14 protein-coding genes are annotated in these 16,034 nt (G+C 71.2%); 5 read left to right on the top strand and 9 right to left on the bottom strand.

What is annotated here, in order from left to right; genetic code table 11:
• Window positions 1-1,103: 1,103 nt before the first annotated feature.
• From AQJ27_RS53285 to AQJ27_RS40965, 5 genes are all read right to left on the bottom strand, one after another.
• Window positions 1,104-1,298, bottom strand: a complete 195-nt coding sequence (locus tag AQJ27_RS53285) for a DUF5132 domain-containing protein (protein ID WP_159064534.1) — start codon at window positions 1,296-1,298, stop codon at window positions 1,104-1,106.
• Between the two features lie 221 nt (window positions 1,299-1,519).
• Window positions 1,520-2,425 carry an alpha/beta fold hydrolase gene (locus tag AQJ27_RS40980; RefSeq protein WP_067380754.1) on the bottom strand — a complete coding sequence of 302 codons (906 nt, stop codon included), beginning with the start codon at window positions 2,423-2,425 and terminating at the stop codon, window positions 1,520-1,522.
• Window positions 2,426-2,922: 497 nt separating this feature from the next.
• Window positions 2,923-3,672 (bottom strand): thioesterase II family protein, encoded by a 750-nt coding sequence (locus AQJ27_RS40975; RefSeq protein ID WP_067380751.1) that lies wholly within the window; start codon window positions 3,670-3,672, stop codon window positions 2,923-2,925.
• A gap of 392 nt (window positions 3,673-4,064) precedes the next feature.
• Window positions 4,065-4,442 carry a DUF5132 domain-containing protein gene (locus AQJ27_RS40970; protein ID WP_067380748.1) on the bottom strand — a complete coding sequence of 126 codons (378 nt, stop codon included), beginning with the start codon at window positions 4,440-4,442 and terminating at the stop codon, window positions 4,065-4,067.
• A 129-nt stretch (window positions 4,443-4,571) separates the two neighbouring features.
• Window positions 4,572-6,332, bottom strand: a complete 1,761-nt coding sequence (locus tag AQJ27_RS40965) for a DUF885 domain-containing protein (protein WP_067380745.1) — start codon at window positions 6,330-6,332, stop codon at window positions 4,572-4,574.
• A 154-nt stretch (window positions 6,333-6,486) separates the two neighbouring features.
• Here AQJ27_RS40965 and AQJ27_RS40960 point away from each other — a divergent pair, with 154 nt between their 5' ends.
• The 5 genes from AQJ27_RS40960 to AQJ27_RS40940 all read left to right on the top strand — a co-directional run bounded on the left by AQJ27_RS40960 (window position 6,487) and on the right by AQJ27_RS40940 (window position 13,490).
• Window positions 6,487-8,085, top strand: a complete 1,599-nt coding sequence (locus AQJ27_RS40960; protein ID WP_067380800.1) for an ABC transporter substrate-binding protein — start codon at window positions 6,487-6,489, stop codon at window positions 8,083-8,085.
• Window positions 8,086-8,136: 51 nt separating this feature from the next.
• The gene (locus tag AQJ27_RS40955; RefSeq protein ID WP_067380742.1) at window positions 8,137-9,123 is read left to right on the top strand and encodes an ABC transporter permease; all 987 of its coding nucleotides are present in this window, start codon (window positions 8,137-8,139) and stop codon (window positions 9,121-9,123) included.
• A 94-nt stretch (window positions 9,124-9,217) separates the two neighbouring features.
• Window positions 9,218-11,071 (top strand): dipeptide/oligopeptide/nickel ABC transporter permease/ATP-binding protein, encoded by a 1,854-nt coding sequence (locus AQJ27_RS40950; protein WP_425275259.1) that lies wholly within the window; start codon window positions 9,218-9,220, stop codon window positions 11,069-11,071.
• Complete coding sequence (locus AQJ27_RS40945; RefSeq protein WP_067380736.1) at window positions 11,068-12,135, top strand: oligopeptide/dipeptide ABC transporter ATP-binding protein; 1,068 nt, start codon at window positions 11,068-11,070, stop codon at window positions 12,133-12,135. Before AQJ27_RS40950 ends, AQJ27_RS40945 begins: the two co-directional genes overlap by 4 nt.
• Complete coding sequence (locus AQJ27_RS40940) at window positions 12,132-13,490, top strand: NAD(P)/FAD-dependent oxidoreductase (RefSeq protein WP_067380733.1); 1,359 nt, start codon at window positions 12,132-12,134, stop codon at window positions 13,488-13,490. Before AQJ27_RS40945 ends, AQJ27_RS40940 begins: the two co-directional genes overlap by 4 nt.
• A 76-nt stretch (window positions 13,491-13,566) precedes the next feature.
• On the opposite strand, the gene AQJ27_RS40935 is transcribed toward AQJ27_RS40940, so the two are convergent.
• Genes AQJ27_RS40935 through AQJ27_RS40920 form a run of 4 tightly spaced genes read right to left on the bottom strand, consistent with a single transcriptional unit; the run spans window position 13,567 to window position 16,032 of the window.
• Entirely contained in the window at window positions 13,567-13,755 is a 189-nt protein-coding gene (locus tag AQJ27_RS40935) for a hypothetical protein (protein ID WP_235613983.1), read from the bottom strand.
• A 31-nt stretch (window positions 13,756-13,786) separates the two neighbouring features.
• Complete coding sequence (locus tag AQJ27_RS40930) at window positions 13,787-14,530, bottom strand: SRPBCC family protein (RefSeq protein WP_067380726.1); 744 nt, start codon at window positions 14,528-14,530, stop codon at window positions 13,787-13,789.
• Window positions 14,531-14,557: 27 nt separating this feature from the next.
• Window positions 14,558-15,805, bottom strand: a complete 1,248-nt coding sequence (locus tag AQJ27_RS40925) for a cytochrome P450 (protein WP_067380724.1) — start codon at window positions 15,803-15,805, stop codon at window positions 14,558-14,560.
• An 11-nt stretch (window positions 15,806-15,816) separates the two neighbouring features.
• Window positions 15,817-16,032, bottom strand: coding sequence for an MbtH family protein (locus AQJ27_RS40920; protein WP_067380722.1), 216 nt, complete (start codon window positions 16,030-16,032; stop codon window positions 15,817-15,819).
• Window positions 16,033-16,034 lie beyond the last annotated feature (2 nt).

Raw genomic sequence — 16,034 nt, 5'->3', positions numbered from 1 at the left:
TATGTGCGGTGTGGGCGTTGCAGGCGATATCTTGACGCTGAAATGAAGCTCGTGACGCTCATTTGACGCTCGCCCTGATGGGGTGCCAGGTGAACTGTTGGGCAGGTCAGGCCCTGTCGGGTGGCGCGTATCTATGAGGCGCCGAGGGCGGGCGACGTTCTGCGCGGAGCTGCTGGTGCCTGATGATCACTTGTCCCGGAAGAGACCAGTGAACGCGGTGACCTGCCGCGATGAGTGACTGATGGTCGCTGACCTGCGCGAATGACCTTTCAGCTGTTTCACGTTCGTGCCGGTTGATGGGGCCGGAAGTCCCAGAAAAGTCCCAGAGGGCTCCCACCGCTGACGGGCGCCCTTTCGGCTCTATACGCCAATGCGAGCTCGGCGAACGCCCTGTTGTCGACGGGGGTGCTGGAACCCTCCCCACACGCTCCCCAGGGCCGCGCATACTCCCCGGATTCTCCCCAGAGGAGCCCCCGGTCCGGGGACGGGCGGCGCGGTGCCCATGTTGGCCGGATGGCTGGCAGGCGTCATTCCGAGTGGCGGTTTTTCTGTTCAGTGGGGCAGTCATGGGAGTTGATGTTGTAGTCGGCTGTGCCGTCGCTGTTGTGGTGGATGCCCGCGATGCGGCGGAGTCGCGCTTGTTCCTGCCGCGTCGACGCAGGGGACCATCACGCGGTGGAGGGGGCGGAGAAGCGGTGGTGCTTGGCCCCCCAAGGGCAGGTACTGGCCGGGTCGGCGGGGACCACTCTTCGGCCGGCGAGACCATCTTCATGGCCTTCGGAACATCCCCACGTCGGCCGGGGTCGCGCTGCGTGGCATGCACGGCGACCACGGAAGACCCCAGCGGGCGGGGCAGGTACGCCGCGCTGGGCAAGTTGGCATCCGTGCGTGGCAAGCGGCACCACGCCTGAGGGAGGGGGTCCACAGGGCGTCCACGTGTGGCGGAGCGGATTCCTCGGCGGATCGGTGCCGTCGTCCGATGGATTGACGGCCATCCGCGCAGCCCGCCCCGCCCCGGCACGTGCAAGGGCAAGCGCCGCGCACCGTTGTGCGACGGGTTCGCTCCCCCACGCGTAGTCCGTGCAGCCGTGGGAAACGGCGGGTCAGCGAGCAGCCTGCGCCGTTGCCTCGCCGCCGGCTTCCACACGACGTGTGCGAGCCGAACTCGCCAGCTTCTCGGCAGCCACTTGGGAGGTGATGCCCTGAATCTCCTCGCCCGCCTCGATGGCTGCGCGTCTGACTTCGAGGGTCAGGCCGATCGACGTCTTGATGATGCCTCGCACCAGCGGTTTCGCCACTCTCTTGACCAGAGGGGCCGCGACGAGGCCAACGAGAAAGGGGGGAGGAACTACAGGGGGCATGAGTGAACCCTCTCTTCTGTACACGGCACGGTTGCACATGGCACGGTCACCCCCGCCAAAAACACCGTAGTCGGCCCTCGGCCGATGCGCCCGGGGACGCCGACGCTTTTCATTCGTTCGGACTGCGCACCTGGGCAGACCGTGGCTGCGGAACGGGATCACAACGGATCGGCTCCGCCCGGCCCGCGTTCGTCCAGCAGAGAGCCCACCACATGCACAACGAACTCGGGTACGCGGTCGGGAAAGTCGTGGCCGGTTCCCTCCGGGGTATAGACCCTCCGGGCCGAGCTGGAGGCTGTGAGGAAGCGGTCTCTCGCGGTGAGCAGGAAGTGTCGAACCCGGGCGCTCTCCTCCGGATCGTCGACCGCGTCGAAGATCTCGCCACCGCCCGTCAGATCGCGTGGCGCCACGAGGAGGAGAGGCAGCGAGCCGAGTTCGCCGTCGTACACGACCGTCTGCCAACCGACTCGGGTGATGCCGCCCGGCGACAGCTCTCGCAGGATCGATGCCGCGGCGCAGTTCGCCTTGGTCCTGGTCTCGATCACGGCGAGAACATGCGTCGGGTCTTCGGGAGAATGCGCCTCGTTCTTGGGCGCGAGGGCGTGGAGGCCGAAGAGGTGGCGCAGTGCGAGGGTGGTCTGGTCCCTCACGGTATGCCGCAGGGCCGGGAGTGGCGGGCCGAAGGCGACGACATCGGGCGGGGTGGGATCGAGCAGCACCAGGCCGGCCACCAGGTCGGGGCGGCGCCTGGCGGCGTTGGCCATGAGCAGTCCCCCGAAAGAATGCCCCACGAATACGTAGGGTCCCTTTTCGCCGGCCCGCTCCAGCGCCGTGAGCAGTTCGACGGCTTCGCCGGCCGTCGTGCGCGGGAACGGGCCCAGGTCGCTCCAGCCGGAGCCCGGACGGTCCACCAGGACCGAACGCGTCCGTTCGCGCGCCAGCGCGTGCAGCCGGTACATGGCGTACCCGCCGGTATGGCCGCCCGGCATCCAGACCACGGTTGGCTTCGGTCCGGCGTCTCCCTCGGCCAGGACATGCATGCGGTAGCCGCCCACGTCGACCATTCGTCCGGGTGGCGGATACCTCACCCGTATCCGGCCCACGTGCACCAAATGGCGGAACGACCCGAGACTGAGTGCGAGGGCCACGGCCCACAGCACACCACCGAGAATCCGCCGGCCGGTCCCCCTGGATACACACCGCGCACCCCCGGCCGCCGGTAGCAGAGCAATGCCCAGCCCGGCCCAGTCCCGGCCGAGCAGCCGGAGTATCGCGTCGGCGGCACGTGTTCCCGGTCGCATAGTCCCTTCTCCGTCCCAGCCTTCGCGGCCGCTGCCGGGGACACCGCACGTCTCAGCGACCGGTACAACCATCGTCCCCTGGGAACCCCGCGGGCGCCATGCGCGGTGCCGGGGCCCCGCCTTCCGTCACGGCCGGGCAGCCGCCGACACCGTGCGGACCCTGCCAGGAACCGACCGCGCACAGTCCGGGACCTGTGGGTGTGCGCCGTGGTCTTCCAGGATCTCGATACGGGCATTCGCCGTCAGGCCTGACCAGCGCCTCACGCGCGCGCAAGGCGTGCTGCCACGTCTGCGACCACTTCGGCCTCCCGGGCTGCGAGGTAGAAGTGGTCCCCGGGGAACGGGCACAGCTCGAAGGAGCCCGGGGCGGTCAGGCCGGACCAGGCGAGGACCCCGTCGAGTACGCAACTCGGATCGTCCTGGCCGACGTACGCGGTGATCGGCGCCTTGACCGGAGCCGGATTCGGGGGGTGGTAGCCCTCGATCAGCCGGTAGTCCGAACGGAGGGCGGGCAGCAGCAGGTCACGCAGCTCCGGGATGTCGTAGGCCTCCGAGTGCAGGTCTCCGAGGTGCCGGACATGGGTGATCAGGGTTTCGTCGTCGGCGTCGTGCAGCGCAACGCATTCGGCCCACTGGGGGGCTTCGTGTGCGGAGACCAGCAGGTGCTCGGGGACGATGCCGCGGGCCTCCAGCCGCAGGGCCACCTCGTAGGCGACGCAGGCGCCCATGCTGTGCCCGAAGAACGCCAGCGGCCGGTCGAGCCAGGGCCGCAGTGCGTCCTCGATCGTGTCGGCCAGGGTGGCCATGTCCTCGATGCAGGTTTCCGCAAGCCGGTCCTGGCGGCCGGGGTACCGCACGGCGAGCACCTCGACGTCCGCCGGCAGCAGCGCGGGCCAGCCGTGGAACAACTGTGCCGTGCCGCCGGCGTGCGGGAAACACACCAGTCTCAGCCTGGGGTCCGCCGCACGCCGGTGAACACGGAACCACTTCTTCGCTTCGGTCGCCGTCATCGCCGACGGATCCCGCACAGGTGCAGGGAGCTGGGCTTGGCAAGAGAAGCGGGAAGCTGTTCCACCGCCCTCGTGGACACGCATGCAGGCCGCACGGTGTGGCGCCGGCGATCGGGCACGACGAGTTCGCAGGCACCGCCTTCCCGGATGAGTGCCGCGGAATACAGGGGGGTTCCAGTCGCAGACATCTGACCTGCCTCCATCAGGGTGTCGTGGTGGCCGATACAGCGCAGCCCACCATGTCGCCGTTGGCGCGGTGCTCGCATGCGCGAGGCCGAGCCGACGAACGGCCGCTCTGGCTGGGACTTGGAAGCCTGGACCGGTTACGCAGACGAAAACGTGGCCGTGACATTGGGACGAGCCAAAATCACACGGAGAGTCGGCGGGCAGACTCAGCGCGCCTTGGCGGCGGCCGAACCGGCGCTACGGGCCTTGCCGACGGGCTTGTCCTGACCGCCGGTCCGTCCCTCGGGGGCCTCTGCCGCTGCGGGCGCAGGCTTGGTGGCCTCAGCGGCCCGGCCCGCGGTGCCGTCCTTCGGGGCGCTGACGCCGTGTGCGGCTCCCGGTGTCCCCTGGGCTGCGAGCACCCCAGCGGTCGCCTCGGCAGCGAGATCATGGACTCCCTCGCCGGCTTCATGGACGGCCCGCTTGACTTCGATTCCCAGGCCCACCGACGCTTTGACGACCCCTCGCACCAAGGGCTTGCCCAGCCTCTTCACCAGGGATGCGGCGATCAAACCGATCAGGAAAGGAGGTACTACAGGCGGCATGGCACAACATCCTTCTCTTCTGTCGAGGAGATGATGATTAGACGGACGCACTCCGCTTCAGCGGACCCGCACCCTCCATCACAGAGAGTATCCGAGGCCGGGCAAACGGCTACGAATTCCCCGTGGCCTTCACTCATTCGAGTAGAGCGGCCTTCCCTGGAAGCCTGGTCGGCCGTCTGCCCCGTGCAGTTCCCTCTCCACCCGTCGGCGCAGGGCGGGAAACGGCAGCGTGCCGCCGGCCAGCACGGTCTCGTGAAAGGCGCGCACGTCGAACGCGGCGCCGGAGTCGCGTTCGTACGCTGCCCGCAATGCCGTGAACTCCGTATGGCCCGCCCGGTACGTCAGCGCCTGTCCCGGCATATCGGTCGCGTAGCGCAGCAACTCGGTCGCGATCTGCTCCTCGGACTCGGCCGCCGCGTGGGCGCGCATGAAGGTGCGCGCCTCCTCCAGCGTCATGGTCCCGAGGTTGAGGCCGGTGTCGACGACGAGGCGCTGCGCGGTGAACCGTTCATGGGCCAGGCGTCCGTACGCGTCCCACGGGTCGTCGTACAGCCCCATCTCCCAGGCGAGCCCTGCCGCGTACTCCGCCCAGCCCTCCTGGAACCCGCTGAAGGGCACCAGTTCGCGTCGCAGGTCGGGCAGTTCGGTGCTCTCGGCCTGACGGGCGAGGTGGAAGTGGTGTCCGGGCGCGAGCTCGTGGTAGATCAGCGCGGCCGCGCCGAGCAGTGACCGGTGCGCCAGGTCCGAGGCGTTGTAGCGGTAACGGCCCACCGGTTGCGTGGCGGTCGGCGGGTCGTAGTAGCCGAACGTCATCGACGCCTCCAGCGCCGGGTCGAGGCGGGCCACGCCGTACGGGGCGTCGGGCAGGACCGTGAACCAGCGTGGCAGCAGCGGCGTGAGGCGGTCGAGGTGTCCGCGGTAGCGGGCCTCGACCTCCTCCGGGGTGGCGGCGTACAGGCGGGGCTCGGTCGCGAGCCGTTCGTGGAACTCCGCCTCCGTCCCCGCGAAGCCGAGTGTGGCTCGCATCTCCCGCATCCGCTCGCTGAGTTCGCGGCAGTGCTCCCGGCCGAGTTCGTGGAGGCGTTCGGGTGGTGTGTCGCCGGATGTGTACGTCCTGACGAACGCCCGGTACGCCGCTTCGCCTTCCGGGTAGTGGGCCCATCCGACGGTCTCCGGCGCTTCCCTGAGGTAGTCCGGGTCGTCCACGAGGGCGAGGAGGCGGTCGAACGCCGGCTCCAGTTCGGCGGCCACGAGCCCCGCCACCGCGTCGTGCAGGTGGCCCCGGCTCGCCGCGTCGAGCCGGGTGAGCCGCTCGGCGTCCGCTCGGACGTACCGCGTCGCCGACGCCCGCAGCCTGGTGAGGGTGGTGTGGACCCCGGCCAGCGCCGGGGCCGGGATGCGAAAGCCCCGTGCCGCCTGCCCGGCGGCCTTGTCACCGACCGTCGCGACGCAGCGGGCCAGGTCCCGTACGAGGGACACGTACCGGTCCGTGTCGGCCCGCTGCTCGAAGCGGAACGGGCGGAAGACCGTGTCACCGTACTGCTGGAGGCGGAAGAGCTGGTACGGCGTGGCGGTGGGCGTGAGCCAGTGGAAACGTCCCGCCTCCGCTTCCTGTTCGGCCAGCGCCCGAAGGAATTCCGCGGTGTCGGCGGAGGGGCCGGGCGGCACCGCGGACCGCAGCGTGTCCAGCCGGTTCAGCACCCCTGCCGCGAACCCGGCGCGCTCGTCGGCCTCCGCGTCGGACACCCCCGGCAGCGACTCGACGGGCAGACCGCGGCGGGTCCGCAGCGACGGCTCACGTGCGAGCAGGAAGTCCCAGTACGCGGCCGCGAGTCGGTCGACCTCCCGCGCCGCCGAGCCGTCCGGGAGGTCCGATGAGTGGTTCGCCATGGTGCCAGTGTGCGTGCCGGGTGACGCCACATCAGGCACGGAGATCAACCGCGAGTCGGGGGTCTCACTCGGACGGGGGAATTCGTCCGCCCCGTTCGTGTCCGGCCCGGGAGAGACGGTCCATGCCGTTGATCGCGGTGACACGATGAACGGCATGCGCCGCCGAACCGTGTCGTTTCCCAGGGCCCGGTCGGCCGCGGTGGCGTCCGCCGCCGTCGCGTCAGCCGTGCTCGCCGGTTGTGGCGGCGGCGACGTGTCATCGACCCGCACCCCTGTCGTCGTGGGGGGAACCGTCACGATCGCCACCGCATCCGAGACCCCGAGCTTCCACCCGTACGCGCAGTTCGGCTCTGCCCTGGCTCCTTACGCCTACGACTCGTTGGTCACCATGGCGCCGGACGGGCAGGTGGTGTCGGGCCTGGCCGAGAAGTGGCGGGCCGGAGCCACTTCGGCGAGTTTCACCCTGCGCAAGGGTGTGACCTGCTCCGACGGCACGATCCTCACGGCCTCCGGGGTGGCCCGGTCACTGAGCTATGCGGGCGATCCCCGCAACCGGCTCGTCGGCGCCCGGGCGGCACTGCCCGGTGTGCCGTTCACGTCGTCGGCCGACGACGCGGCCCGGACGGTGTCGGTACGGATGGCGTCGCCGTACAGCTTCATCGTGCGGACGATCGGTCTGCTGCCCGTCGTCTGCCCCTCCGGGCTGGCGGATCCCGGCGCGCTGGACAGGAGCACGCAGGGCACCGGGCCGTACGTGCTGAGCGGCTACACCTCGGGCGGCCCGTACCTCTTCACCCGGCGCAAGGGGTACGCGTGGGGTCCGCGCGGAGCGACGAACGCGGCTGCGGGCCAGCCTGAGCGGATCGTGGTGTCGGTGGTGCCGCAGGAGTCCACGGTGGCCAATCTGCTGCTCACGGGCGGCGTGAACATCGCGACGGTGACCGGCCCGGACCGCGCTCGGCTGACCGGCCACGGCCTGGCCACCGCACAGGTGCCGACCGTGGTGGGGCTGACCTTCTTCAACGAACGGTCCGGCCGCCCCTTGAGCGATCCCGTGCTGCGTCAGGCACTGGTGGGAGCCCTGGACCGCAAGGGCCTCGCCAATGTGGCGATCGGCGGCGACGGAACGCCCGCGAGCCATCTGACCGCCGCGGGCTCCGTCTGCCACACCGACGTGACCGCCCGAAACCTGCCTTCGCACAGTGCCGTGGCAGCCCTGAGCGCCGCGGGCTGGACGAAGAACGCACGGGGCAGGCTGGTCAAGCAGGGCCGGCCGCTACGGCTGCGGCTGCTCAGCAGCGCCGACTTCGGCTCCACCCTTCCGTCGGTCGCCGAACTGATGGCCGCCACCTGGCAGGCGCTGGGCGCGGACGTCGACCTCGTCAGCGAGAGCCGCAACGCGGTGGTACAGGCCATGTACCAGAGCGGGGACTTCGACGTCGTGGTCGGCAGCTCGCCGGGTCCGCCGCTGCCCGCGCAACTCGTCCCGTACTTCTCCGGTCCGCCGCCGTCCCGGGGACTGAACTTCGCACACGTCGTCAACCGCGCCTACGACCGCTATGTCGCCCTCGCGCTGCGCGCGCCGGGCACGGCCAGCTGCGCGGACTGGAACAGGGCCGCCGCGGCGCTGTTCCGCTCGGCCGACGCGCTGCCCGTCGCCGACGGCACGGGCACGGTGTACGGCTACCGGACGACCTTCGCCGTCGCGCCCGGCGGCCAGATCGTACCGACCAGCATCCGCCTGCATCGATAGCGGCGCTGGACGTCGCACACGGCCGACCGCCACCAATCGAGGAGGTCCCCCATGACGACCGTGTCCGCACGGCTCGGTGCCCTGGCCCGGCGCCACCCGTGGGTGGTGTTCTGCTGTCGGCGTGCGGTGCGGCTGACGGTCTCCCTCTTCGTGGTCGTCACCGCTTCCTTCGCGATGATCCGGCTGGTGCCCGGTGACCCCGTCCGGGCCGCGCTGGGCGTGGACGCCCCGCCGGACCTGGTAGCGGCGAAGCGACACGAACTCGGCCTGGATCATGGCCTGTCGGCGCAGTACTGGCGGTATCTGAGGCATCTGACCCACGGGGACCTCGGGGTCTCCCTGGTGACCGGCGAGCCGGTGGCCGACCTGATCAGGGCACGTCTGCCGGCCACCTTGCTGCTGGCTGTCCTGGCGTTCGCCTGCGTACTCGTCGTCGCCCTCCCCGGGGGGCTGCTCGCGGCGGTGTGGACACGCGAAGGGCGGCGGCCCCGGGCGGAGCTGGCGTTCACCGCCACCACCTCCGTCATGGCGGGCGTTCCGGACTTCGTGCTCGCGGCGGGTCTCACCGCGGGACTGGCGGTCGCCCTGCGCATCTTTCCGGTGGCCGGCGACCTCGGTCCCCAGTCCTACGTGCTGCCCGTGCTCGCGCTGGCCCTCGCTCCGACCGCGGTACTCCTGCGGATCGTCCGGGTGGAGACGCTCAAGGTGCTCGCGACGGACTATCTGCGTGCCGCCCGCGCGAAACGGCTGTCCGCCGTCCCGCTCTACCTGCGCCACGTGGCACCGAACACGCTGACCGCGTCGCTGACGGTGGCCGGGAACCTGCTGCCTGCCCTGATCGCGGGAACGGTACTGGTCGAGAAGGTGTTCGCCTGGCCAGGCATCGGGTCGGCGATGGCGCAGTCCGTGGCCGCACAGGACTACGCCGTCGTCGAGGCGTCGGTCCTGGTGCTGGGCTCGGCCGTCCTCGTGGTGAACTTCCTGGTCGATCTGGCTCTCGCGCTGCTCGACCCCCGCTCGGTCATCCGGGAGACGTGATCCGATGGTGTTGTCCTCCCCTTCCCCGCTCACGCCGCGTGCCACCGCCGGCCGTTCTCGTGCGACCCGGTCGGGCTGGTCCACACCGATGGGCGTGATCACCCTGGTGATGCTCGGATCGCTCGCCGTACTGGCCGTCGCGGGGGCGGTGCTGTGGGGGCAGGCCGCCGACCGTCCGGACCCGTCGGCGGTGCTGCGGGCGCCTACGGCAAGTCATCTGCTCGGCACGGACCACCTCGGGCGCGACCTGCTCGCCCGACTGCTCTCGGCGACCTGGCTCTCCCTGCTGCCGGCCGTTGCGGCCACGCTCCTCGGCGCGACGGCCGGGATCACACTCGGGTCGCTCACGGCCGTCGTCGGCGGACGCGCCCGCCGCCTGCTGGGAGCCCTGATCAACCTCCTGCTGGCCTTCCCCGCGCTCCTCGTCGCGATGTTCTTCGCGGCCCTCTTCGGTGCGGGCGCGGGTGGGGCGGTGTGCGCACTCGCCGTCGCCTGTGCACCGGGCTTCGCGCGGATCACCCAGACCCTTGCCGCCAAAGTGGCCGGAACCGACTTCATGGCGGCCGCGCGCGTGCTGGGCCTGCGCCGCCACCGGCTCCTGCTGCGCCATGTCCTGCCCCACATCGCCGAACCGCTGATGCTCAACACCACGGTCGCCACGGGCTCGGCACTCGTGGCCCTGTCGGGACTGAGCTTCCTCGGACTGGGGGTGCAGCCCCCCTCGTACGACTGGGGGCTCCTGCTCAGCCAGGGCCTGGACCGCATCTACACCGAACCGCTGCCCGCCGTGGCACCCGGCATCGCCATCGTCTACGCCGCCGTGGCCTTCCAACTGCTCGGCGAGATGCTGGCCGGAGCCGCCGCGCGACGCGTCCGCCCACGGCAGTCGGAAGAACCCGCGCTGCACCCGGCGCGCACGGGCGTTCCGGAAGCCGCGGACCACGTGCTGGAGGTGGAAGATCTGCGGGTGGCCCTTCCCACGGCGGAGGGGGTGGTCCGGCCCGTCCGCGGTGTCACCCTCGCCCTGCGGCGCGGCGAGATGGTCGGCCTGGTCGGAGAGTCCGGCTCCGGCAAGTCACTGACGGCGCTCGCCATCGCCGACCTGCTGCCGGACGGGGCCTGCGCCACCTGGGGCACCCACCGCTTTCTCGGCACGGACGCCGACTCGTTGTCCCGCAGAGAGCGACGCAGGCAGCTGGCGACGGGGATGGCGATGATCTTCCAGAACCCGGCCTCGGCCTTCAACCCGTCGCTCCGCATCGGTACGCAGATGACGGAGGCCGTGCGCGCACACCATCGCACCCCTCGTGCCCAGGCCGTCGAGCAGGCCCTGGCCCAGCTGCAGCGGGTCGCGCTGCCCGGCGGGCGCCGGCTGCTGCGCTCCCGGCCCTTCCAGCTGTCCGGCGGTCAACGCCAGCGAGTGGCGATCGCCGCCGCTTCGATGATGCGGCCCGACCTCATCGTCGCGGACGAGCCGACGACAGCCCTGGACGTCACCGTGCAGCGGCAGATCATGGACCTGCTCCACGGTGTCCGGCGCGACGACGCCACCGCGATCCTCTTCATCAGCCACGACATCGCCCTGGTGGCCGACGCCTGCGACCGGGTTCTGGTCATGTACGGGGGAACGATCGTGGAGAACCTTCCGGCCCATGAGCTGGCGACCGGCGCACGGCACCCGTACACGCGGATGCTCGTCGCCTCGGTCCCGGACCTGGCCACGGATCGCGACCACCCCCTGCACACCATCGAGGGAAGGCCGCCCGATCCGTGCGGTACGGCCCCGGGCTGCCCGTTCCATGACCGCTGCCCGCATCGAGTGGACCGGTGTGCCGTGGAGAGCCCCGTGTTGTCCGCCCTCGACCCGGAGCACGAGGTTGCCTGCTGGCAGCCCCTGGCCCCGGCACAGTTCCACGGACAGCGTGAGACCGAGGAGGCGGAGCAGTGAGGGAAGAGGCAGAGGCAGGGCTGGCGCTGTATGACGTCACCGTCCGCCACCACGGGCCGTTCGGGCCGGTCACGGCGGTGGACGGGGTGTCACTGGAGGTTCCCCGGGGCACGACGGTCGGCCTGGTCGGCGAGTCCGGTTCGGGGAAGTCCACGCTGGCGCGTGCGGTCGTCGGGCTGGACAGCCCGTGCGCCGGACGGATCACGGTCGGCGGACGGGAGTACCGAGGCCGCCGGGCGGCCGATCGGCGTCGGCTGGGCCAACAGGTCCAACTGGTGTTCCAGGACCCGGACACGGCACTCGACCCCCGCATGACGGTCCGTCAGTCGCTCGCCGAAGCGGCCGGAGCCTTCGTCCGGCTGGACCGCCGCAGCCGCGAACAGCGCATCGGCGGACTGCTGGAACTGGTCGGTCTCGACGCCGGCTGCGCCGACCGGGTGCCGCGGCAGCTCTCGGGCGGCCAGCGCCAACGCGTGGCCGTCGCCCGCGCGCTCGCCGTCGATCCGGCGGTTCTCATCGCCGACGAAGTCACCTCGGCTCTCGACGTGTCGGTCCGGGCGGCGCTTCTGACCACGCTCCGGGACCTGCAGCGGCGCATGGGCTTCGCCATGCTGTTCATCAGCCATGACCTCGCCGCCGTCCGCCAGGTGTCGGACGTCGTCGCCGTGATGTACCTCGGCCGGATCGTCGAGACCGCGGCCACCGAGAACCTGCTGCGCGGCCCGCGGCATCCCTACACCCGGACGCTGCTGTCCGCCGTGCCGAGCCTGCACGCCGGACGACGACCGGTCGGGGAGCCGCTCCTGCCCGGAGAGGTACCCGACCCCGCGTCGCCACCGACCGGATGCCGCTTTCATCCGCGCTGCCCCGTCGGGCCGAACCGGCGTCCCGAGCGGGACGTGTGCGCCGCACGGGACCCCCAGCAGGAGGCGGCCGGACAGCCGCACCGCGCCGCGTGCCACTTCCCGTATCCCGCCGATGCCTGCCCGCCCCACGTCGTCAGCGTGCACCAGAACGCGGACGGTGACCGGACTCCGCGAACCCCCGGGGACCTGCCGTCATGACGGCCAGGGAACCGGACACCCTTCCGTCCGGCGCGGACGCGGTCGTCGTGGGGGCCGGTGTGATCGGTAGCGCGGTGGCACTGGAACTGGCGCGCACCGGCCGGCGCGTCGTGGTCGTCGACAAGGCCGGCGGCGTGGGTCACGGATCCACCAGCGCATCGAGTGCGGTCATCCGTTTCAATTACTCGACCTGGGACGGTGTCGCCACCGCCTGGGAATCCCGGCACTGCTGGGCACGATGGGCGGAGCACCTGGGCACCATGCGGGGCCCGGGCCTGGCGGCGTTCCGGCGGACCGGAGCGGTGTTCCTCGACGCGCCGGACTCCGGGACGCCGGAGGTCATCGCCCTGTTCGAGCGTGCCGGCGTGCCGTACGAGCGCTGGGATGCCGCGACGCTGCGCAGCCGGATCCCCGGCATCGACGTCGGACGCTACGGTCCTCCCAAGCCGCTGCGGGACGAGGCGTTCTTCTCCGGCCCCGAAGGTGAACTCGGCGCGCTGTTCACACCCGACGCGGGCTTCGTCGACGATCCACAGCTCGCGGCACAGAATCTCGCGGACGCGGCGGGCCGCCTCGGAGCGCGCTTCCTCTTCCATCGCACAGTCGTCGGTGTCCTGCGTCGCGAGGACCGGGTGGCGGGCCTCCGGCTCGCCGACGGCACCGCGATCACGGCACCGGTGGTGATCAACGCCGCCGGGCCCTGGTCGGGAGCGTTCAACCGGCTGGCCGGCGTCGGGGCCGAGTTCACCGTCGGGGTGCGCCCGCTGCGGCAGGAAGTCCACCAGGTGGCCGCACCGGTCTGCCAGGGCGGCACCACCTCGTCGGGCCCGGGCGGTGCCGCGACCACGCCCGGCCTGATCGTGGCCGATACCGACCTCGGGACGTACCTGCGCCCCAGCGGCGGACACCTCCTCATCGGCAGCACGCTGCCCGCCTGCGACCCGAGGGAATGGCTCGACGACCCCGACCTGTGCAACCCGCACCCGACGCCCACCAGGTTCGACACCCAAGTGACCAGGGCCGCACGCCGATTCCCGCTGCTGCGCGTGCCGAACCGGCCGACCGGCATCGCCGGCGTGTACGACGCCGCCGACGACTGGGCCCCCCTCTACGACCGCACCGATCTGCCCGGCTTCTACGTCGCGATGGGCACGAGCGGCAACCAGTTCAAGAACGCTCCGCTGGCGGGCCGATTCCTCGCCACCCTGGTCGACCGCGTCGAGGCCGGCCACGACCATGACCGCGATCCGCTGCGGTACACCGGCGAACACACCGGCACGGTCGTCAACCTCGGTGCGTTCTCCCGCAAACGGCCCCTGGCCGAGGGGGCCGCCTCCCGAACCGTCATGGGCTGACCCGTGGCGCGGCGGGGCCGGTGCCGTCCGGGAGTTGCCCCACCGGACGGCACCGGCCGCTGACGTCGGAAGAGGACTACCAGCGACTGCGCACGGGTGCGGAGCCGAGCTTGGAAGTCAGCACGGACAGGAAGGTCGGGAGCCGGTCGACCGCGGATTTGGGGACAGGGGTGATCTGGACCGTGTCCCGCACCACGTCCTGCACGACGAGCTTGTAGGCGCCGTCTTCCTGGACGAGTTCGGCGGCGTAGAGCAGTGTTTCCACCAGGGGTCCTTCAGTTGTGGTGGGCGAGGGGTCAGGCGCCGTTGAGCCAGGCGGTCCACGCCTTGGTGGCCTGCTGTTCGTCCACGTCCTCGGCGAACAGGTGGTGGCCCAGCCAGATCGGCCAGTTCCACGAGCTGCCGTTGAAGAACCGGTACAGCGCGTCCGGGCCTCGCAGGCCGACGAAGTCAGGGCTCAGCCAGTCCACGACCACCTCCGTCGAACCGCCGTCCGTACCCGGGAGGTCGAGCGACAACCGGTCGCCGACGGCCGCGCCGTCGTCGAGGCCGAGGCGTCGGCACAGAGCGGCGAAGTCGGCGGGGTCTTCGGTGGACTCGCCACGGGCGGCCTTGACGTAGACGGCGGGGCGGCCGGCGAAGTGCCTCAGGTACTCGGGGAGGGAGTGCTGGTAGAAGTCGACGTGCTTCTCGGCCGCGTCCGCCTTCGTGTCCCAGTTCCAGGTGTCGTCGACGACGCCCGTGTGCACCCAGTGGATTCCCATCCGCAGGTGGCTCGCGCCGCCGTCGGCCGGCTCGATGCGGTAGGTGAGCGTGTTGGAGAACCCGCCGTCCTGGGTGGCCCGAACCGCGAAGTGGTGCGGCGGCTCCCACGCCACAACGGTGCTGTCGCCGCGCGTGGCCTTTCCGCCGACGCGCGGCTCGACCTCCATCGGGTAGAGCCAGCCGAGGTTGCCGGCGCCGGTGGCGACCGCGTCCCAGACCTGTTCGGGCGTGGCGGGCAGGTCCTGTTCCCGGCGGACCTCGAGCTCTCGGGCCATGGTCACTTCTCCTTCGTCGTTCATGGGTCAGTAGGTGAGCGGAAGCGCGGTGAGCCGCCGTTGCAGCGGGTTGGGCCGCCAGTCGAGTACCGCGCCGTCAGCGAGCCGCAGGTGCGGGAGCCGGCGGATCAGCGTGCCGACGGCCACCTCCGCCTGGAGCTTGGCCAGCGGGCCGCCGAGGCAGAAGTGCGGGCCGTTGCCGAAGCTGAGGTGCCGGTTGCCCGGGCGGGTCAGGTCGAGCCGGTCGGGGTCCTCGAAGCGCTCGGGATCCCGGTTGGTCGCGGCGAGGAACAGGTAGGCCAGCTCGCCCTCGCGCAGCGTCCGCCCGCCGATCTCGACGTCCTCGGCGGCAACCCGGACGATCGCCTGGGTCGGCGTGTCGTAGCGGGCGAGTTCGTCGACGGCCGTGCGGATCAGCATCGGGTCCTCGCGCAACCGGGCCAGCTGGTCGGGGTGGCGCAGCAGGGCGAGCATGCCGTTGCCGACCAGGTGGGTGGTGGTCTCGTCGCCGGCGGTGATCAGGACGAAGCAGGTGGCCAGCAGCTCGGAGTCGGTGAGCCGGTCGTCCTGCGACTGGGTGGCGACCAGGGCGCTGATGAGGTCGTCGCCGGGGTCGGCCCGGCGGCGGCGGACGAGCCGGGCGAGGTACTCCTCGTACTGCTCGATCGCCGCCTCGGACTTGTCGATGTCCTCGGTCAGCCGGCCGAAGCGCTGGAACCAGGTCTTGACCTGCGGGAGGTCCTCGGGCGGGATGCCGAAGAGCTCGCAGACGACGGACATCGGCAGCGGGGAGGCGATCGCCTCGATCAGGTCCATGGCCGGCCCGGCCGCGACCGCCTCGTCGATGAGCCGGTCGACGATCCGCTGGATGCCGTCGCGCAGGGCTTCGACGCGCCGCGCGGTGAAGGCACGGTTGGCCAGCCTGCGCAGCCGGGCGTGGTCCGGCGGGTCGGTGTTGCTCATCACCCGGCCGAGCCGGTCGGTGAGCCGGCTGAAGGCCTTGAGGTCGCCGCCGAGCGCACTGTAGGCGCGGGTCATCCGGTCCCGGTCGTTGGACAGCCGCAGGTCGCTCAGGGCCGCCTCGACGTCGGCGTACCGGGTGAGGTACCAGATGCCCTGGGTACTGCGGTGGACCGGGTCCTCGCGGCGCATGCGGGCGTAGAACGGGTACGGGTCCCGGCGGGCCTCGGGCGTGAGCAGGGCCGCGGCGAGGTCGTCGGACCGGGCGAGGCCCGCGCTGGCGCGGGCCTCGTCGGTGGTTTCGGTCAGGTTCACTGCGAGCCGCGCTACCGCTGGGCGTTCATGGCGTCGGCGAGGCTCTTGGGCCGCATGTCGGTCCAGTTCCGCTCGATGTACTCCAGGCAGGCGGCGTGGGTGTCGGGTCCGTGGGCGACGCTCCAGCCGTCGGGGACGTCCGCGAACTGCGGCCACAGCGAGTGCTGGTTCTCGTCGTTGGTGAGCACGAGGAAGGTGCCGTCCTCGTCGTCGAACGGGTTGGTCATGG

This window comes from Streptomyces olivochromogenes (assembly GCF_001514115.1).
In the GTDB taxonomy this organism is placed as follows: Bacteria; Actinomycetota; Actinomycetes; order Streptomycetales; family Streptomycetaceae; genus Streptomyces; species Streptomyces olivochromogenes.
Note: the sequence above shows the minus strand (reverse complement) of the source record. Positions and strands in the feature narration are given on the sequence as shown.